The organism is Diaphorobacter limosus (genome assembly GCF_033100095.1).
In the GTDB taxonomy this organism is placed as follows: domain Bacteria; phylum Pseudomonadota; class Gammaproteobacteria; order Burkholderiales; family Burkholderiaceae_C; genus Alicycliphilus; species Alicycliphilus limosus.
In genome coordinates this window covers 785,214-803,412 of sequence record NZ_CP136921.1, presented here as the reverse complement: position 1 = coordinate 803,412, position 18,199 = coordinate 785,214, and the positions used below count along the sequence as shown (strand labels likewise).

Genomic DNA, 18,199 nt, shown 5'->3' with positions numbered 1-18,199 from the left:
ACAGGGAGACTTGCATGGAACTGATACAGAAACTCGGCCTGGGACTGTTCGGCCTGGGTGCGCGGCGCGCATCCACGGGCAGCGGTACGCAGGGCGACGCCAGGACGCGCGGCCGCCAGGCCAGGCAGGAGCGAGACAGCGGCGACAGCCAGCAGCGCAGCGGTAAGCCAGGTCGCGGCGAAACCGTGGGGCAACGCCGCCGCATGGCGATGCGCCCGCCATCGTTCACGGACATGCTGCCCTATGTGTCCTATGACGGCGACGAGCAGGTTTTTGTGCTCAAGGATGGCTCCACCCTGGGCGTATTCTTCGAGCTGACCGCCGTGCCCACGGAGGCGCAGGCACTGGACTTCCTGGTCGATCACGCCAACAAGGTGCAGGAAGCGCTGCAGGCTCTGCCCGAGTCCGATGCTTCGCCCTGGATCGTGCAGTTCTTCCTCAACGATGACCGCAACATCGACGGCCTCAACGGTGCGCTGCGCGACTACATTGCCGAGCAGCACGGCCGCTACCCGGAACGGGCCAGCAACGTCCTGCAGTCCCCGTTCACGCGCTCGGTGCTGTCCGAGGTGGCAGAGCATATCGACCTGGCATCGCGCCCGCAGGGCCTGTTCACCGACACCCAGGTGACCGGCCAGGTCTGGCGCGGCCAGCAGCGGCGCGTGCGCTGCTGCCTCTACAAGCGCTTTGCGTCGCTGGCCGAAGACCCCTCGCCTGCCACAACCCAGATCGAGGCCGTCGCCGTGACCTTGACCGCCACGCTCAGCGAGGCGGGGGTGAAGACGCGCCGTTGCAACGGGCGCGACCTCTACGAGTGGCTGCTGCCCTTCTTCAACCGGAATGTTCCCTGGGCCGAGAGCGATGCGGGCCTGATGCGCCTGGCGCCCTACCCCGGCGACGATCCCCTGCAGGCCGGGCAGGCCGGCAGCATGACCGGCCCCGCCGCGGCCCCGATCTTTGGCTGGGACATGGCCGAGCTGCTCACCCTGTCCGAACCCTGTTCGGACGTGGAGGATGGCCTGTTCGAGTTCGATGGCGTGCCCGTGAAGGCGCTGGTACTGCAGTCCATGCGCTCATCGCCGCAAATCGGGCATTTCTCGGCGGAGCTGCAAAGCGGCAACGAGGCCTTCGCCCGCTTTGACCGCCTGCCGGCCGGCTCCATGCTGTCGATCTCGATCACGGTGGAGCCGCAATACAAGCTGGAGCGCCATATCGAGCGCATCCGGGATTCCTCGCGTGCGCGCAATGCCCTGGCCATGGAGACACACCGCGAATGCGAGCTGGTGTTGCACCGCATGGTCGAGGGCGACAAGCTGTTTCCGATGATGGTCACGCTGTACGTGACCGGGCCGAACCGCGAAGCCCTGGAGACGGCGGTATCCCAGACGAATGCCCTGCTGGTGCCCACCGGCCTGCGCTTTATCCATCCGCGCCAGGATCTGGTGCCGCTGGACGGCTTCATGCGCGGCCTGCCGTTCAACTTCGATCCGGCCTTCGACAACCGCGCCCTGCGCCGCTCGCGCCTGACCTTCGCCTCGCAGATCGCAGCGCTGCTGCCGGTCTATGGGCGGGCACGCGGCACCAACCATCCGGGCTTCTGGTTCTGGAACCGGGGCGGCGAGCCCATCTGGATCGACCCGCTGAACAAGCATGATCGCAAGAAGAACGCCCATATGCTGGTGCTCGGGCCTACCGGCGCCGGCAAATCGGCCACGCTGAACTACCTGGCGATGATGATGATGGCCATCCACCGGCCGCGCCTGGTGATCGTCGATGCCGGGCGCTCTTTCGGCCTGCTGCTGGACTACTTCCGCACCATGGGCCTGTCCACCCATTCGGTGACGCTGAGCAGCGAGGCCGACGTGTCGCTGCCGCCCTTCGTGCATGCCAACCGGCTGCTCGATGACGCGGACATCATGACCTCCTTCGATGCGGCAGAGCGCCAGGCGCGCATCAACGCCGGCCTGCCCGACGCACCGGTCATGGACGCGCTGCTGGGCGACAGCGACGCGGCGCAGGCCGGCACGGCAATGAACTCAGACCCGGAGCAATCCGAGGGCGAGGACGACCAGGCCGCCACCGACAAGCGCGACCTGCTCGGCGAGATGCTGATCGCCGCCATCATGATGATCACGGGTGGCGAGAGCAGCGAGACCGCGCGCATGGGCCGCGCCGACCGCTACCTGATCTCGCGCGCCATCATCCGCGCGGCGACGCGCGCCCGCGAGGAAGGCCGGCCGCACCCGCTCGCGCATGACGTGGCCATCGAGCTCATGGGCATGCACAAGGACGCCACGCTGTCCGGGCCGCGCCAGATCCGTGCCGAGGAGATGGGCCAGTCCATGATGAGCTTCACCCAGGGCCTGCGCGGCAAGCTGTTCAACCGCGAAGGCCAGGACTGGCCGGACGCCGACGTGACCCTGGTGGAAATGGGCACGCTGATCCAGGACGGCTATGGCGACGCCCTGGCCGTGGCCTACACCAGCCTGCTCGACTCGGTGCAGTCGCGAGGCGAGCGCTTCGTGGCCGAGGACAGGCCCATCATCTTCCTCACCGATGAGGGCCACCTGATCACGACCAACGACCTGCTCGGCCCCAAGATCGCCAAGGGAACGAAGATGTGGCGCAAGCTGAACATCTGGTTCTGGCTGGCGACGCAGAACCTGAAGGACTTCCCTGGCAGCATGGATCGCGTGCTGTCCATGTGCGAATACTGGATGCTGCTGACCATGGACAAGTCGGAGATCGAGGAGGTCACGCGCTTCAGAACCTTGACGACCGAGCAGCGCAAACTGATGGAATCGGCACGCAAGGAGCCGCCCAAGTACACCGAAGGCGTGATGATTTCCGCGACCGGCCAGTTCCTGTTCAGGAACGTGCCCCCGGCCCTGCCGATTGCCCTGGCCATGACCGAGGGCCACGAAAAAGCCCAGCGCAGGCGTCTCATGGAGCAGCATGGCTGCACCGAGATGGAGGCCGCCATGCTGGTAGCGCGCGAACTGGCGAGGACACGCTCATGACACGCCACCACCGGCTCGCATGCACGCTCGCCGCCCTGCTGCTGGCCGGCGCCGCCCATGCCCAGGGTGGTGCGGCAGGGGTCATGACGGTGGAGGTGTTCGCCAACTCGGCGATGCTGGTCACGCCCGAGCCCTCGCCCGCCCTGCCCTACCAGCTCAAGGTGTACCGGCTCGATGCCATGCGCAACATCGAGGCCGCGATCAACCAGAACCTGCCCCAGACCGAGGCCGAGGCGCAGCAGTGGATAGCGGCCAACGAGGCGCGCATCCGCCGACAGGTGCAGCCGCAGGTGGAATCGGCCGCCCAGGGCCTCACGCTGGCCGCCAACTACCGGCTCAGCCGCATTCCGGCCATCGTCATCAACCGCAAGACCGTGGTCTATGGCATCACGGACGTGCAGCAGGCCCTGGAGCTGGCGCGCCGCCAGCCGGGAGGCGAGCCATGACAATCCGCACGGCCTTGCAGCTGCTGGCGCGCCGCTGCCTGCTGGCCGCCCTGGTGTTGGCCCTGGCCTGTTCCATGGCGTTTCCTGCGCGGGCAGACACCATCACCACGCCGATGATCCTCACCAAGACCATCGCCGCCATGCCCAGCTGCCTCAGCTATCAGGTGAAGGGCATTTGCTTCTTCCTGTACTGCACCCTCAAGGGCTGCACGATTCGCACGTCGATACGCATCAGCCACTATGTGCCCGATGCGATCGTCAGCAGCTACCACGAGCCTCTGACCCACCCCTGGCTGGACATCGGCAAGCCACTGGCGGCGACCATGAGTGCCGTCGGCGCGGCGATGATGGGCATGCCGGTCGATGCCTCCTCCAGCTCGGCACGCGAGCACCGGGAAATGGCCACATTCAAGAGCGTTGACGCCATCGGCAACCCGGCAGGCATGATCCTGGCGGCGCTCACCAGCGGCACCCTGCCCGATCTGCCGAGTGCCTTTGGCGTGCCGGGGGTCGGCGAGCTGATGAAATTCCCCTATCAGGAGCTGCCCAGCATCCAGCAGCAATGGCTGTCCGTGCCGGGGACGCTCACCAACAACGTCCTGGCCGGCGCCGCCAGCCTGGCCAAGGCGCCTTCCGACATATTGGGCAAGATTGCCGCGATCCCCGGCTATCTCGGCAAGCTGCAGTCGGCCGTCGGCAATGTCGGCAGCCTCATGAACGCGGGCATGAAGCTAGGCGATCTGGGCATCACGGTTTCCAAGCTGACGGGGGTGGATCTGGGGCCGCTGCAGAGCGTCATGCAGATCGCCCAGGGCGCCAGTGGCGGCGGCTACCCGCTCGGTTCGCTGTTCTGTCCCGGCTCGGCATCGGCCTTCACGCTGCATTTCCAGTCGGATCTGGATTCGCTGTTCTGGCGTGAGCTGATTCCCGTTGAAATGCTCTACCCGGCAAGCTGGATTCCCACGATGCAAGAGGTCAGCAAATCGCCTGCACTCAGCACCTGGGGCGGACGCTATCCGCGCACCGGCAAACTGGTGCAGTCGCACCCGGTCAAGGCCTCGGCGGTGTATGCCGAACGGGTGGCATCCATCATCACCAGAAGCGCCCAGCCGCATATCTACGCGCCGCTGTCGCCTGGCGGTGGTTTCAAGTATTTCTCGCAGTTCAGTGGCAGGCGCTGGCAGATGCTGTCGCCCTCCAGCACCTCCTGCATCGAGTTCGGTGACAACGACTCGCTGTCACTGGCCTCATTCGGCGACTTCAAGACCAGCTCCACGGACGGCTATGTCTGGAACCTCTGGCACAACTACGACTGCTGCCAGCGCCGTGGCATCTACCTTTTCTCGGTTCCCTGACCACGGAGTAAGGCAATGCCTGCTTTGTCACACACCTATCCCCCAGCCTTGCGCCTGCTGTCGGCGGCCGTCATGGGCGTCCTGCTGTGCCATGCCCCGGCGCAGGCTCAGCCGGTGAACAACTCATCGCTCTACTACCGCATGGGCGGCGGCTCGCCGGGTGGCGCGGCGGCCTACCGCGGGCAGCTGGCCAACACCCTGGGCATACAGGGCAACATGCGGTTGAACTACTCCTGCGGCAAGTTCGACATCGGCCTGTCCTGGTCGAACCTGATGAACGGGTTCAGCAGTCTGGGCACGCAGGTCAGCAACGCGGTGAAGGCCGGCATCGCCTCGCTGCCGCTGTATGTGCTGCAACGTGCCCAGCCGGGCCTCTACCAGCTTTTCCAGAACTACTCGCTCAAGGCCGACACCATGATCGGTGCCGCGCTCAAGACCTGCGAGGAGATGGAGGCCGTCATCCGCCAGGGTCAGAATCCGTATGAGGATTGGGTGAAGATAGCCCAGGGCGACCTGTGGAAGATCAAGGCCACGGCCGGGGGTGACGTGGTACAGGCCAAGCTCGACCTGACCAAGAACGACCAGGCCCATATCCGCGGCATACCCTGGTTCGGCGGGCTTGCCGGCGGCGCCTCTTCCAAACCCATCTCTCCCATCCATGACATTTCGATAGCGGGCTACAACGTCACGCTGAACAAGCCGGCCACGGCATCGCCTACCACCAACTATTCCGCAAGTACCCTGGAAAAGGATGCCCGCCTGGTGCGGGCCTTCCCCACGCCCAACGACCTGGCCAAGTTCACCACCGAGGTGCTGGGCGACAAGCGCATCTACACCTGCACGGAAGGTACATCCGGCTGTCCCACCCCGACCACCGTGACCACGGCCACGGGCCTGGGCCCCAAGTACGAGGACGAGTACAACCTGGTGGCGCCAAAGCTGAACGTCCTCGCCAGTTCCGGCACGGGGGCAGGAACACCTGCCACCTATGCGGAGCTGCAGACCATCGCCGCGCCCGGCATGGCCGTGAGCCCGCAGCTGCTCGATGCGCTGCGCCGCCTGCCGGTGGAGACGCGCAGCATCGCCGTGAATCGCCTGTCCCAGGAGCTGGCCATGCACCGCGTGATCGACAAAGCGCTGGTGGCGCGCGCGGCCCTGCTGACCGGCATCAGCCTGCCCGAGGTGGCCGGGGCCGGCGACGCAATCCGCGACACCCAGGAAACCATCAACCGCCTGACGCGCTACATCGACGACCTGATGTACGAGTCACGCATCCGCAAGGAGCTGACGGCCGAGACGGCGCTGGCCATCATGGGCGGCCAGCTGCAGGCCGATACCCAGGCGATGCGCGTACCGGATGGCCGCAGGCCCGACCCCGCGCCGCTGGACAACGGCCGGGTCAAGCCATGAGCCTGGAGCGGAACATGACGCAGCACACGCCACCTCCCGAGTCGCCCAAGAGCGAGCGGACACCGCTCCAGGCCGACAGCACGAAGTCTCGCGCACAGCAGGCGCGTGGCATCGGACGGCTGGTGCTGCGCCTGGCGCTGCTCGTTCTGATCTGTGTGCTGGTGGCGGCATTACTGGCCTCGCTGGCCGCGCGCTCCCAGGTCAGCCAGCAGACCCTGCAGGACTGGCTGCAGCTGGCGGCCAGCATCAAGCGCTGGGGCCTGTTCGCGCAATGCCTGGCCCTCGCGGCCATAGGCATCTGGTGGCAGCGCATCGTGGCCTGGGGCCATGCCCGCAACATCGTCAAGACCCACGAGCTGGCCCGCGTGCTGCGCTTGCGCCCGGCCGTGCTGGCGCTGGGCGTGGCCTACCTGCTGCTGGTGCCCATAGGGCCGACGACCCTGTGGCGCTACCTGGGCTTGGGAGGGTGAGGCCGGCAGGCATCGCCCGTGAATGAAGAAAGGCAACGATCATGCAGCTCGACAGCTACCTGGAGATTTTCACGACCATGTACGGCTGGGCCTTCGCCAACATCATTGGCGAAGTCATCACCGGCACTGGCCTGGTGATCATTCCGTTCGCCATCATCATCTTCCAGAGCTGGCGCGAGGCCAAGGAGCAGGGTCTGGAGAGTTCGGGCGTGCTGGCCCTGCTGGAGCGCGCGATGACGCGCCTGATCATTGCGCTGTTCGTGATGTCGGTATGTTTTGCGACCACGCCGATCACGTCGCTGCACCACACCAATCTGGCCTACATGCCGCCGGCCACGCCGCTGGCTCCCAGCCCGGTGCAGGGCTCACGCGATGGCGGCACGGGTTCGGGCTTCGACAGCGCCATGCATGACAGTGTCGATGGTTCGATGAGCGGTACCGGCAATCTGTCCTATGTGCCGGCCTGGTGGTATTCGGTAATGGCCATCAGCTCGGGCGTGAACAACGCCGTGCGCAACGGCCTGAACAATTCCGGCAGTTCGATCCGCATGGTCGAAGACCTGGCGCGCACCGCCACCATCGAAGACCCGAAAGTGCTCAACTCCGTTCAGCGCTTCTACAGCGAATGCTTTGTTCCAGCCCGCAGCCGCTACCTGACGCTGACCGCGGGGGATATTTCTGGCGCGGGCCAGGCCGTCCTTGACCCCACCAACAAGGCCTATGGCCCGACCGACGTGGATTGGATGGGAAGCCAGCTGTTCCGCACCGAGCCGGGGTTCTACGCCCATATGCGCAGCTACAACCCGGTGCCTGGGTTCGCGGTGGATTTCACTCGGGACACGGACTACTACAACCCCAGCAGCGGCCTGCCGCCGCCCAATCCCGGCGTGATCAATCCCGCCTGGGGGCGCCCCACCTGCAAGGAATGGTGGGAGGATTCCTCGCAGGGCGTGCGCGAGCAGATGATTTCTCACTCATCGACGTGGCAGCAGCTGCTGAACGTCGGTGCCAGCGCTATGACCTGGGGCAGCAATGACCAGCGCAAGGACTCCTTTGCCAGGCTGGCACAGGCCAAGGCCAATCCCAGCTTTGTCGATCAGGATCGGATTTCCGGGTCGGACTATGACGTGGCGACCAGCATTGGGCGCATCGCCGGGGGCGCCCTGAGCACCATTGGTGTTGGCTCGGCCGCAGCGGTTGCGGGTGTGGCCTTCACGCCCCTCATCACGGCCCTGCCGATGATGCAGGCGCTGGTGCTCATGGGCATCTACATGTTCCTGCCGCTGGTGGCGTTTTTGAGCGGCTTTGAACTGAAAGTGATGTTCTACGGCGCGGTGGCCATATTTACGGTAAAGCTCTGGGCCGCGATGTGGTTCATTGCCCAGTGGATAGACGCGCGCCTGATCAGTGCCATGTACCCCGGGGGCCAGGGCAATATGTTGATTCAGGAACTGACGCACCTCGCCAGTGGGTCAATACCGCAGGGATACAAGCGGATGATTCTGAATATTCTGCTGCTGACCTTGTTCATCGGCCTGCCGCTGATCTGGACGGCAATGATGGGGTGGGTTGGTATTCGCTTGGGATCTGTGGTTGATCAAATGGTCAACTCAACCGGATCCGCAGCCGACAAAACTGCCAGCACATCAACGTCCATGGCAACCCGTGGAAAAGTCAGGTGAATTCTATGCAATCACCCTTTGCCGTTATCGCCGTAATAAAACTCCCACTGTTCATGAGAGGTATTTTCAACCCACGGAGTCCCGTCCGAGTAATACCCATGCTTCGGCTCCTTCTCGTCGGATTGATTTCCAGATTCAGCAGCTGCGGACTTGATGAGTTGCCAAAGCGAATACCCAACCACCGGCCCCAGGATCATGAGCACGCGCCACACCAGCCTGCCGCCTTGCAGGCCCAGCCGCTTGAGGTAGTCAACATGGTTCATTTTTTACTCCTGTGGTTCGTTCCCCTGCATCCCATGATGGATGGGACAGCTCCTGTCCGTCAATCGCCATGAGCCGATCAGCAACAACATCGATCGGCCCGCAGCCTGCCCCGTGCGTGGGCGACCCAGATGCCACGGTCAGCTACCGGGTGTGGCCCGATGGCACGGTGCAATCTGTCGAAGAAGGTGCGGCCTACACCTGGATGAGCGACGACTACATGCGGGTCGAGGCTACGAGCGAGGACGAAGCGCTACGCATAGCGCTCCAGCGAGAGGCCGAAAACTACAAGGATGACGCGCGCCATGAATAGCATGGTTTTCAGATAGCGTCAAGCGCTTACCCTCCGTCACGTAACCCAGGCTTGCGTGCTGACAGCCTTCAACCGCCCATCTATTCTGATCCCATGCACACAGACCCTACTTCAGCAGCACCAGCGAGCAGGACGGCCCTGGAGTCTGCGGCGATGCCGGTTCACTCCGGTATCAACGCGACGCCCGAAGTGCATGTGCTGTGGTCAGCCTCGGAGGGACAGGTGGTGAACGCCGGGGTGTTTGTGTTTGCCCTGTTCTGCTTCTGGCTGCTGTTTCCCGTGGCCTGGGCCTTGTACCGCTACCTGGCCACGGCGAATCACCGCTACACCCTGACCGACCAGCGGCTGCTGGTGGAGTCCGGGATCATCGTTAAACGGGTGGAGTCCCTGGAGCTCTACCGGGTCAAGGACATGTCCATCGGCAGCACGCTGATGCAGACCATCTTTGGCCGCGGCCGGATCACTCTGCACACGACAGATGCCTCGTGCCCCACGCTACTGATCAACGCCATCCCCAACGCGATGGACGTGTCACAGCTCATTCGCAACACCATCGAAACCTGCCGCGCTGCCAAGGGCGTGCGGGCCTTCGACTACTGACAGGGAGTCCCGTTGCATGAAACCCAGGCCCATCCTTGCCATCGCGCTGGCGGCGCTGTTTGCCAGCGGCAGCGCCCTGGCCCAGTCGCCCGCCACCATCAGGGCAAACATCGAACGCCTGACAGGCGGCAAGGTCAAGGTCGATCAGATTCAGGCGACGCCTGCCCCTGGCATCTACCAGGTGATTTCTGACGGTGAGGTGTTCTACACCGACGCCAGCGGGCGCTTCGGCATCATCGGCGGCACGATGCTCGACATGCAGACCCGGCAGGATCTGACGGCGGACACCATGAACCGGCTGACCTCGGTGCCGTTCTCCAGCCTGCCGCTCAGGCATGCGATCAAGGAGGTGCATGGCAACGGCAGCCGCCAGGTCGCCCTCTTTGAAGATCCCAACTGTCCCATCTGCAGGGTGTTCACCAAGTTCGTCGATCAGCTCGATGATGTGACCGTGTACCGCTTCATGTTCCCGGTCATCGACCCGAGCTCGCAGGCGCTGGCGCGCACGGCCTGGTGCTCGCCCGACCGGGCCGGCACCTGGAAGGCCATCATGGCGGGCCGGCGCCCGACCGGCAACCAGGACTGCGACGTGTCGGGCCTGGTGGAAATCCTCAAGTTTGGTGAAAAACACCGCATCCAGAACACGCCCACGGTATTCCTCGGCAATGGCAAGCGCCTGGTGGGAGCCACCCCGCCCGAACAGTTCGTGGCCGAGCTCGATGCCAGCGGCAAGGCGCAATAGCGGCGCAGTAGAGGCACCTTAGGAGTGATGAACATGCAGTTTCGCAAGACAGTTTCCGTCCTGGCCCTGGGCCTGTCACTGGCCGTGAGCGCCCAGGCCCAGGGCAAGAAGGTGGAGTTCCCGAAGGGCCTGCAGTGGCAAACCATGGATCTGCTGGCCTTCGATTTCAACTTCCCCGGCTATGAGGGCACGCCCGAATCGAGAAAGCTCGCCGCCGCGATCTGGGCGCCGACACTGGAGGGTCTTCCGCCGCATGAACGTGGAGGCAAATACCCGGCATTCGTGAACATTGCCGCATTCGAGTCAGGTGGCAATCGGTACATCTTCACCATCCTGAGCGCCGCATCGCTGGTCTATCCGCAGTGCGAAGACCCGCCCAACAGCAGCGCCATCAATACCCCCATCTATGCCATATGCCCGATGCGCGTGGTGATCCAAAGCCTGACAGGTGGACAGACCACGCAGCAGGACTTTCCGCGCTACTGCAACATCACCTCGAACGACCAGTTTCAGCCCAAGTCGCGCAACTACGAGCAGGTCGCGTTTGATGCGAAGACCAAGATGGCCTATGTCCGCGTGGTGCAGTACGGCAAGCCGGCACCGGAATGCAACCGGGCAATCAAGCTGCCCTGAGCCGCAGCCGAGGCGACCTCATGACGGCCCTGCCCTCCACCCTTCGCTGGCTGATCATCGCCCTGCTGGCCGTGGCGACACTTATGCTGGCCAGGCAGTCACATGCCCAGGATCGGGTTACGGCGGCGGATGTGGCGAACGCCGTGCGCAACTCGCCCCATGCCAGCCCATGGCTGCGCGCCAACGCGGACGCCGTGGGCAACCTGGCCATGTTCGAGAGCGGCGGCCGGCTGGGGATCTACAACGGCTCATGCTGTTTTGGCGTACTGCAATTGAACACGCAGAACGTCAAGGAGTTCGCCAAGGTTGAGCCAGCGGTTTTCCAGACCTGGAGCCTGCAGCAACAGGTCGATGCGTGGTCGAAGCTGACCACGCAGATGCTGGCCACCAAGCCGCCCGCGTCGCTGGTCGCACTGGGCAAGTTTGACGGCCGCACGGTCGATGGCAACCTGGTGCTGTCGTGCGTTCAGCTCGGTGTCGGCAACTGCCAGACGATGATCAACTCGGGCAAATGCACGGGCTTCGCCGACATCAACGGCACGACGATCTGCACCATGGCCGACAAGATGACGGGCGGCAGCTCCGGCCCGGCGCCCAGTCCGGGTTCTCCCCCCATAGCGGGAACCGGGACAAGCTACAACCCGTCCTGGACGCCGTCGAGTTGCGTGCGCGACGGCAGCGGCGGGTGCATGAGCATGAACGCGGCCATAGCGGCGGGCTTCCAGTCGGGCTCTGGCATCAGCATGGCAAAGCTGCGCTCGGTCAACCAAATGCTGCTGGTGGTGGTCACCCTGCTTGTGGTCGGCAGCGCAATGCTCGGTGTCTGGCAACGCTACACGAGGGGTGTGATCGCCACCGCCGATCTGCTGCTGTACATGAAGCGGGGATTGATCGTGGTCTGCATGGTGTTCGTGGTCATGTCGCTGTTCTGACGAGTCAGGCCCCTGTTGGCCTGGGGTGAACGAAGGACTGCGGTTACCGCTCAGGTGAACCAAAAGATCGGACGTTAAGCCTGAACCCCCAAAGATCCCGCATTAACCAACTTGCCGACAAACCAACTAGGTTAGAATCCATTGATGGAGAGACCGAGTCCGCATTGGAAGCTATCCATGGTGAAAGCCTTCGTAGAAGCGGGCAAAGTTCGTGCAACCCATTCTGCGAGGCTTGGGGCCACTGCGTTGGGCATGGAAGTCTCCGACATGCTGGCCGTAGTAATGACACTCACCCCAGCGGACATCTACAAGAGCATGACCACCCATGCCGATCACAAGGTATGGCAGGACGTGTACCGCCCAAGCACGCCGGCGGGCGACGTGTACCTGAAGTTGACGGTCATTGATGACGTGCTGATCGTGTCCTTCAAGGAGCTATGACCATGAAATGTCCTGTTTGCGGCGCGGCGGAACTCATCCACGACACCCGCGACCTGCCCTATACCTACAAGGGCGAAACCACGGTGATTCCTGCGGTGACGGCTGACTTTTGCCCGGCGTGCGATGAGTCCATCACCGATATGCTTGAGACCGAGCGCGTCATGCGTGAGATGCAGGCGTTCAACAAGCAGGTGAATGCGGCCATCGTTGACCCCGCCTTCATCGTCAACGTGCGCAAGAAGCTCGACCTCGGCCAACGCGAGGCAGCCGAAATTTTCGGTGGCGGTATCAATGCCTTCTCGCGCTACGAGAACGGTAAGACCAAGCCGCCCCTGGCCTTGGTCAAGCTGTTCAAGCTGCTGGATCGTCACCCCGACCTTCTCAACGAGGTCAAGACCGCTTGACCTTCTCGAATCTCGCCGTTCATAGCCCGGAGAATGGAGAATACCCCGGCCACACTGGCGTTCATGTCGCTGTTTTGACAAGCCAGCGATCAAACAAAGCGAGGTGATCTTTCTGCACGGGTCGCAACGATGTGACGGGGCGGATCAACATGTCCCGGGGTTGGCCACGTTGAGCTTGATCGTAGTGGATACCACGCGGATGAAAGTGTTCAATGAATGTCAGCATCAACTCTGGCGCTGGCCGGGCATAGATACAGGTCGTTGCCAGATGACTATGGCCGAGCAGTTCCTGGATGATCCTCAGGTTGGCGCCACCCTGGTAGAGATGGGTGGCAAATGCGTGGCGCAGCGAATGGGCGGTCAACAGGGGTAGCCCGGCAGCGTCCGCGTAATCCCGAACCATGCGCCGAAAGTTCTGATAGGACAGGCTCCCCATGTACCCGGGATGAACAAAGAACTGAGTTACCCGACCCGCGGGGATTTCGGCTCTGGCGAGCAGTTGCGGCCTGGCCACACGGAGGTAGTAGCGCAGCCATGTCTGTGCGGTTCGCCCGTAGATCACGATGCGTTCCTTCTGACCCTTGCCCATCACCGCAATGATCCGGTCGGAGTCTCCGATGGCGACCTGATGGCAGGCCAGGCCGAGCAACTCGGCCGCGCGCAGACCCGTCGCATACAACAGCTCCAGGATGGCGCGGTCGCGCACGCCGATCATGGTCGTAACGTCGGGTTGGGAAAGCAGCAGATCAACGGCGCGGATAGAGGGCGTGAAACGTGGGCGCCATGGTCTGTTGTTGCGTACACGAACGATAGGCTGCCAGGGGTCGGATTCGACGAGCTCGTGCTCCCGCGCCCACCGGTACAGGCTGCGCAGAATCGCGGTCTTTTTCTGCATCGTCGAGTCGGCGTACTCTCGATAGTGCCCTAGCCATAGCCGGATGTCCGAGGGTGTGACCCCATCCCACGCAATACCCCTGGCGTTGAGCCAGCGCAACCAGCCATTGAGTTCGATCCGCATGGTGTGGATTGACGAAAACGTCAGGCCATGCAGATGCATGCGCTCATCAAGGAACGCGTCCATCCATGCCGATGCTGAGTAGCGTTGCTGGATCATTGGCCCCACCTTGTTGTTCAACGTTGTTGGAAGGCCCAAGAACCCATGGAGGTTTCCGGCATGCCAGTATCCTCAGCGTCCCTTATTGAAGTCAATCGCGCATGCTTGCCGCCCTGCTTTGCCTGATCGTCGGAATATCCGACGGCGATACCCTGACGGCCCGCTGCCCCGCAGCTGATCCAGCCCATCCCTATCAGCAAGTACGCGTGCGCCTCGCCGAGATCGATGCGCCAGAGAGCCGCCAGGCCTTCGGCCAGCGCAGCAAGCGCCACCTGTCCGATCTATGCTTCAAGACGGATGCGACGATCAGGCCGACAGCCACGGATCGCTATGGCCGCACGGTGGCCAGGGTCGAATGCCGCGGTAAGGACGCCAATCTGGAACAAGTCAAGGCAGGCTTGGCCTGGGCCTACACCAGGTACCAGACAGATGCGGCATTTCCCGAGGCCGAGCAGGCAGCACGCGTGGCGCGTGTCGGGCTGTGGAGCACGCAGGGAACCGCAGCGCCCCCTATGGGGGTCTCCTCGTTTTCAGTGCAATAAGTGACGGTACGCAAAGCTAGCACTGGCGCGGGGGTGGTCTGGGTAGACCGTTGATTTCATTGACTTTCCTGTTCGCTTTGTAAACGGGTATGGTGGCCTCCCACTTTTGAGGTTCACGATGCAGGGTTGGCACACAACGTTTTTGGGGATGCGTGGGCTCCCCCGCGATATCAGCGACTTCGAGATGAAGGCATTTTTCACCTTCGATGGTGCCGAGCGCGACGCAATCAATGCACGCCGAGGTGATTCCCACAAGCTTGGTCTGGCGCTCCATATTGGTTTCCTGCGCATGAGTGGGCGTTTGCTCGGTGCCTTTCGGGTAATTCCAGTAGCCTTGTGGCGCCACCTTGGCAACGAGCTTGGCATTGCAGCACCAGAAGTCGCCTCGCTGAGAGCCATGTATGAACGCGGGCGCACGCTATTCGATCACCAACAAGTAGCCTGCACGGTCCTGGATTCCAGTGGATGAGCGAGCACCAGCGCCGCTCACTGGTACGTGAACTGCGCGACGAAGTGGCGCGCTGCGCCGACCGCGATCAGCTACTCGTGCGGGCGCGTCAATGGCTGTACAAGAACAAGCTGGTGATCGTGCACGAGCGGGCAATTCGGACACTGATTGCGGCGGCACTTGCCCAGCTTGAAGTTGAAACAGGCACCGCCATCGCCGCCAGCGTTGATCCAGCAACACTTGATCGCTGGCGAGCCTCAGTTTCAGAGCTGCGCCCAGATGGACAAACCCAGCAGAGTTGGCTATGGGCTGCACCGGCGAAACACTCAACCCGCCAAATCAGCGAGGTACTGGAGCGCATCGACCTGCTTTACACGCTGGACGTTCATAAGCACCTGGCAGACATCCCCGATCTCATCTTGCGCCGCTACGCGCGCCGACTTGTCTCCAGGCCGCCCTCAGCCGGAGCCAAGATCAAAGAGCCAGCGCGCACCGTGGAGGTCGCATGCTTTCTTCGGTATTGCCTGTTCACCACCACAGACCAGTTGATCCTTATGGTGCAGCGCCGGATCGCCGATCTGTGGCGTCAGGCTGCCGCCGATGTCCCCGCTACCGTCAATTGGGCCGCAATGTACAAAACGCTGCTCGGCGAACTTGTTGCCTTGAGCGCGCAAGGTGCGGTGCCAGATGCTGAGTTGCGTGCCCGTCTTGAAGCCTTGATCACCGAAACCCAGAAACGCAAACCACCGAGCAGGGCCTCCCTGGTCCGCGAGGGATTGATTGATGGAATTCGCCCCGTGCGGTCGTTGCTCGTCGCCATTGCAAAGCTGCCCTGGCAGGCCACCGGCGAGCATCCTGCCATCGAGTACCTTGCCAAGCTGCAAGCTTTATATCTCAAAGGATCCAGAAAGCTGCCAGTTGAAGTGGTGGCACCAAGTCTGGGAATGATCTGGCAGGTTTCGATCTCCAGCCCAGACCGGGAACGGGCGTTTCAGGCGTTGGAGGTGGCCACCCTGTTTGCCCTGCGCCGCGCGGTGCGCAATGGCTCGGTCTGGATTGAGCACAGCCTGAGCTTTCGGGGTCGTGCGCGCTTGTTCTTCACGGACGAGCGTTGGCAGGCAGAGTCCAAGAAACACTATGCCCGTCTATCGTTACCCAGCAAGGCTGCCACTTTCTTGAAGCCTTTGCTGGCCAGAGTAACTGCCGGTGTCGATGCGGTGGCCGCTGCAGCCCGCAGTGGCGTACTGCGCGTGGATGATGAACTCCATTTGTCGCCATTGCCCGCAGAGGACGAAGACCCAGAAGTGACCAAGCTGCGCGCGGCTTTGGATCACCGCATCGGTGAGGTTCAATTGCCGGAAGTGATTCTGGCCGTTGACGCCCAGGTGCGCTTTAGCTGGATCATGCTCGGACGTGAGCCGCGCTCTACCGACGAGCTGCTGATGGTCTATGCCGGCATCATGGCCCACGGCACCAGTCTGACTGCGGTCGAATGCGCGCGCATGATTCCGCAATTGTCTGCCACCAGCATTCGCCAGGCCATGCGCTGGGCGCGGGACGAACGGCGTCTGAGCCAGGCCTGCCAGGCTGTGCTGGAATTCATGCAGCGACACCCGATTGCCGCCACCTGGGGGCGGTGGATTTGGCATCTTCTGACATGATGAGCATGGAGACCACCAAACGGGTGTGGCAAGCCCGGCTTGATCCTCGGCGCAACACACCTTCCATTGGAATCTACTCCCATGTAAAAGACCGGTGGGGCATCTTCCATGCGCAGCCCTTTGTGCTCAATGAGCGCCAGGCGGGCGTGGCCATTGAAGGTGTCATCCGCCAAGAAAAGCTGGAGACCAGCCAGCTTGCTGTGGATACCCATGGCTACACCGACTTTGCCATGTCACATGCCCGTTTGCTTGGTTTTGATCTTTGCCCGCGGTTGAAGGAACTCAAACAGCGCCACCTCTTTGTGCCACGCGGCACCAAAGTGCCCGCAGAAATCGCTGCGGTGTGCGAAGCCAATGTCGACGTCGCTTTGATCGAAAAGCATTGGGATAGTCTGGTGCACCTGGCAGCCTCGGTCATGAGCGGACATGCCAGTGCGGTGGCAGCTCTTGCGCGGTTCGGTTCTGCCGCCCAGGGCGATCCAATCTATGAGGCTGGCGTGCAATTGGGGCGGTTGCTGCGTACGGCGTTTTTGGCTGACTACTTTGTCAAGGACGCTTTCAGGAACGAGTTGCGCCGGGTGCTCAATCGGGGCGAGGCTGTTAACGCCCTCAAGCGCGCCATTTATACCGGCCGGATCAGCCCGGCGCAGGCCAAACGTGTCGATGAAATGCAGGCTGTGGCCGATGCGTTGAGCCTGATGGCCAACATCGTGATGGCGTGGAATACCTCACAGATGCAGGCGGTCCCTGGATCGCTGGTCGAACCGCCGCCAGGTCATTCCACCGGAACTGATCGGGAAGATTGCGCCCACCAGGCTGGAGAGCATCAACTTGCGGGGTGTGTTTCGCTTCCCGGTTGACCGCTATGCTGACCAAATCCTGCCTTCGCGGCCAAATGCATCGATAACTGGCACCAATGGATGAAACCGACCACGGTTTGACGCCACGAATCGCAGATTTGAAAGTGAACAGGAAAGTCAATGAAATCAACGATCTACCAACACCACCTCCGCGCCAGTGCTAGCTTTTCGTACCGTCACTTATTGCACTGAAAACGAGGAGACCCCTGGTATGGCAACTTAGTGTTGGGTGAGGCCTATGGCGCGGGAGAGTTTCTGCAAGTTGAGAGCTACAAGAATTTAAGGCGATGGGCTAATGAAGTTCTTCAACGCCCTGCCGTCCAGCGTGGTCGAAAGGTCAACCGTACTTGGGGCAAGCTTTCAGATCAACTACACGAACGTCACGATGCAACGGACTTTGACCTCAAAACTCAAGACAAACTGGCACCTCCAAGTACCACTTGAAACGTGTGTGCTAAATGAACAAAAACCATGCTTCTAGATACCCCAATCTGTGATTTTGGCTGGCTGCTCCGGACTTCACTCTTAAGGCCCCCGATGGCTGGCGTTACCCCATAACGGTAGACAATTTCTATAGTATGAGTTGGAGTGAGTAGCACTTTGTACAGATCGATTTATGCAGCTTGCTTTTGGTCATCGACCGTGTAATAAAACGTGCAATGACTGAGAAAAATTGGCCTAAATAATGAGCTAAGTTTTAACCAGAGAACCTCTGATTAACAGAAAAACAGGCTCGTCAAAATCCCATATGAATCAATGACTTATTGGTGTTTTTGATAAACGTGTAATATTTCGTGCAATTGGGTCAAAAGTTGTGTTTCGCAACTTTTCCAAGGTTTAGTGCACTTTTGCTACGTTTGTGAGC

The 18,199-nt window shown here is 62.0% G+C and carries 16 protein-coding genes and 1 pseudogene; 15 read left to right on the top strand and 2 right to left on the bottom strand.

Annotated features, from left to right (window positions below):
* Nucleotides 1-14: 14 nt before the first annotated feature.
* Genes P4826_RS03955 through P4826_RS03930 form a run of 6 tightly spaced genes read left to right on the top strand, consistent with a single transcriptional unit; the run spans nt 15 to nt 8,383 of the window.
* Complete coding sequence (locus tag P4826_RS03955; protein ID WP_317702616.1) at nt 15-3,020, top strand: conjugative transfer ATPase; 3,006 nt, start codon at nt 15-17, stop codon at nt 3,018-3,020.
* Nucleotides 3,017-3,466, top strand: coding sequence for a TIGR03757 family integrating conjugative element protein (locus tag P4826_RS03950; RefSeq protein WP_317702615.1), 450 nt, complete (start codon nt 3,017-3,019; stop codon nt 3,464-3,466). The genes P4826_RS03955 and P4826_RS03950 overlap by 4 nt, the downstream gene beginning before the upstream one ends.
* On the top strand, nt 3,463-4,821 hold the full coding sequence (locus P4826_RS03945; protein WP_317702614.1) for a TraU family protein: 1,359 nt from the start codon (nt 3,463-3,465) through the stop codon (nt 4,819-4,821). The genes P4826_RS03950 and P4826_RS03945 overlap by 4 nt, the downstream gene beginning before the upstream one ends.
* 15 nt (nt 4,822-4,836) lie before the next feature.
* Entirely contained in the window at nt 4,837-6,231 is a 1,395-nt protein-coding gene (locus tag P4826_RS03940) for an integrating conjugative element protein (protein WP_317702613.1), read from the top strand.
* A gap of 14 nt (nt 6,232-6,245) precedes the next feature.
* Nucleotides 6,246-6,701, top strand: coding sequence for a hypothetical protein (locus P4826_RS03935; RefSeq protein ID WP_297746826.1), 456 nt, complete (start codon nt 6,246-6,248; stop codon nt 6,699-6,701).
* A 41-nt stretch (nt 6,702-6,742) separates the two neighbouring features.
* Nucleotides 6,743-8,383, top strand: coding sequence for a conjugal transfer protein TraG N-terminal domain-containing protein (locus P4826_RS03930; protein WP_317702612.1), 1,641 nt, complete (start codon nt 6,743-6,745; stop codon nt 8,381-8,383).
* An 11-nt stretch (nt 8,384-8,394) separates the two neighbouring features.
* On the opposite strand, the gene P4826_RS03925 is transcribed toward P4826_RS03930, so the two are convergent.
* Nucleotides 8,395-8,646 (bottom strand): hypothetical protein, encoded by a 252-nt coding sequence (locus P4826_RS03925; protein ID WP_317702611.1) that lies wholly within the window; start codon nt 8,644-8,646, stop codon nt 8,395-8,397.
* 68 nt (nt 8,647-8,714) lie between these two features.
* Between P4826_RS03925 and P4826_RS03920 the strand changes: the two genes are divergently transcribed.
* The 7 genes from P4826_RS03920 (at nt 8,715) to P4826_RS03890 (ending at nt 12,709) form a co-directional block, all read left to right on the top strand.
* Complete coding sequence (locus P4826_RS03920) at nt 8,715-8,957, top strand: hypothetical protein (protein WP_317702610.1); 243 nt, start codon at nt 8,715-8,717, stop codon at nt 8,955-8,957.
* Nucleotides 8,958-9,110: 153 nt separating this feature from the next.
* A complete protein-coding gene (locus tag P4826_RS03915; protein ID WP_317702609.1) occupies nt 9,111-9,557 on the top strand; it encodes a PH domain-containing protein in 447 nt (148 codons plus the stop codon).
* A 16-nt stretch (nt 9,558-9,573) separates the two neighbouring features.
* Entirely contained in the window at nt 9,574-10,299 is a 726-nt protein-coding gene (locus tag P4826_RS03910; RefSeq protein ID WP_317702608.1) for a DsbC family protein, read from the top strand.
* 27 nt (nt 10,300-10,326) lie between these two features.
* On the top strand, nt 10,327-10,932 hold the full coding sequence (locus P4826_RS03905; RefSeq protein ID WP_317702607.1) for a hypothetical protein: 606 nt from the start codon (nt 10,327-10,329) through the stop codon (nt 10,930-10,932).
* 20 nt (nt 10,933-10,952) lie between these two features.
* Nucleotides 10,953-11,864, top strand: a complete 912-nt coding sequence (locus tag P4826_RS03900; RefSeq protein ID WP_317702606.1) for a DUF3262 family protein — start codon at nt 10,953-10,955, stop codon at nt 11,862-11,864.
* 144 nt (nt 11,865-12,008) lie between these two features.
* A complete protein-coding gene (locus P4826_RS03895) occupies nt 12,009-12,305 on the top strand; it encodes a type II toxin-antitoxin system MqsR family toxin (protein WP_317702605.1) in 297 nt (98 codons plus the stop codon).
* 2 nt (nt 12,306-12,307) lie between these two features.
* Nucleotides 12,308-12,709 carry a type II toxin-antitoxin system MqsA family antitoxin gene (locus P4826_RS03890; protein ID WP_297746796.1) on the top strand — a complete coding sequence of 134 codons (402 nt, stop codon included), beginning with the start codon at nt 12,308-12,310 and terminating at the stop codon, nt 12,707-12,709.
* A gap of 61 nt (nt 12,710-12,770) precedes the next feature.
* Here P4826_RS03890 and P4826_RS03885 read toward each other — a convergent pair whose 3' ends face one another.
* The gene (locus P4826_RS03885) at nt 12,771-13,823 is read right to left on the bottom strand and encodes a tyrosine-type recombinase/integrase (protein WP_317702604.1); all 1,053 of its coding nucleotides are present in this window, start codon (nt 13,821-13,823) and stop codon (nt 12,771-12,773) included.
* Between the two features lie 101 nt (nt 13,824-13,924).
* Here P4826_RS03885 and P4826_RS03880 point away from each other — a divergent pair, with 101 nt between their 5' ends.
* Nucleotides 13,925-14,365 (top strand): thermonuclease family protein, encoded by a 441-nt coding sequence (locus P4826_RS03880; RefSeq protein ID WP_317702603.1) that lies wholly within the window; start codon nt 13,925-13,927, stop codon nt 14,363-14,365.
* Between the two features lie 118 nt (nt 14,366-14,483).
* Nucleotides 14,484-17,398, top strand: a pseudogene (locus tag P4826_RS03875) (Tn3-like element IS1071 family transposase).
* The last annotated feature ends 801 nt before the right edge of the window (nt 17,399-18,199 follow it).

Coding starts and splice junctions, on each gene's coding strand:
- P4826_RS03955 (WP_317702616.1), top strand. CDS start 15: ATGGAACTGATACAGAAACTCGGCCTGGGACTGTTCGGCCTGGGTGCG.
- P4826_RS03950 (WP_317702615.1), top strand. CDS start 3,017: ATGACACGCCACCACCGGCTCGCATGCACGCTCGCCGCCCTGCTGCTG.
- P4826_RS03945 (WP_317702614.1), top strand. CDS start 3,463: ATGACAATCCGCACGGCCTTGCAGCTGCTGGCGCGCCGCTGCCTGCTG.
- P4826_RS03940 (WP_317702613.1), top strand. CDS start 4,837: ATGCCTGCTTTGTCACACACCTATCCCCCAGCCTTGCGCCTGCTGTCG.
- P4826_RS03935 (WP_297746826.1), top strand. CDS start 6,246: ATGACGCAGCACACGCCACCTCCCGAGTCGCCCAAGAGCGAGCGGACA.
- P4826_RS03930 (WP_317702612.1), top strand. CDS start 6,743: ATGCAGCTCGACAGCTACCTGGAGATTTTCACGACCATGTACGGCTGG.
- P4826_RS03925 (WP_317702611.1), bottom strand. CDS start 8,646: ATGAACCATGTTGACTACCTCAAGCGGCTGGGCCTGCAAGGCGGCAGG.
- P4826_RS03920 (WP_317702610.1), top strand. CDS start 8,715: ATGAGCCGATCAGCAACAACATCGATCGGCCCGCAGCCTGCCCCGTGC.
- P4826_RS03915 (WP_317702609.1), top strand. CDS start 9,111: ATGCCGGTTCACTCCGGTATCAACGCGACGCCCGAAGTGCATGTGCTG.
- P4826_RS03910 (WP_317702608.1), top strand. CDS start 9,574: ATGAAACCCAGGCCCATCCTTGCCATCGCGCTGGCGGCGCTGTTTGCC.
- P4826_RS03905 (WP_317702607.1), top strand. CDS start 10,327: ATGAACATGCAGTTTCGCAAGACAGTTTCCGTCCTGGCCCTGGGCCTG.
- P4826_RS03900 (WP_317702606.1), top strand. CDS start 10,953: ATGACGGCCCTGCCCTCCACCCTTCGCTGGCTGATCATCGCCCTGCTG.
- P4826_RS03895 (WP_317702605.1), top strand. CDS start 12,009: ATGGAGAGACCGAGTCCGCATTGGAAGCTATCCATGGTGAAAGCCTTC.
- P4826_RS03890 (WP_297746796.1), top strand. CDS start 12,308: ATGAAATGTCCTGTTTGCGGCGCGGCGGAACTCATCCACGACACCCGC.
- P4826_RS03885 (WP_317702604.1), bottom strand. CDS start 13,823: ATGATCCAGCAACGCTACTCAGCATCGGCATGGATGGACGCGTTCCTT.
- P4826_RS03880 (WP_317702603.1), top strand. CDS start 13,925: ATGCTTGCCGCCCTGCTTTGCCTGATCGTCGGAATATCCGACGGCGAT.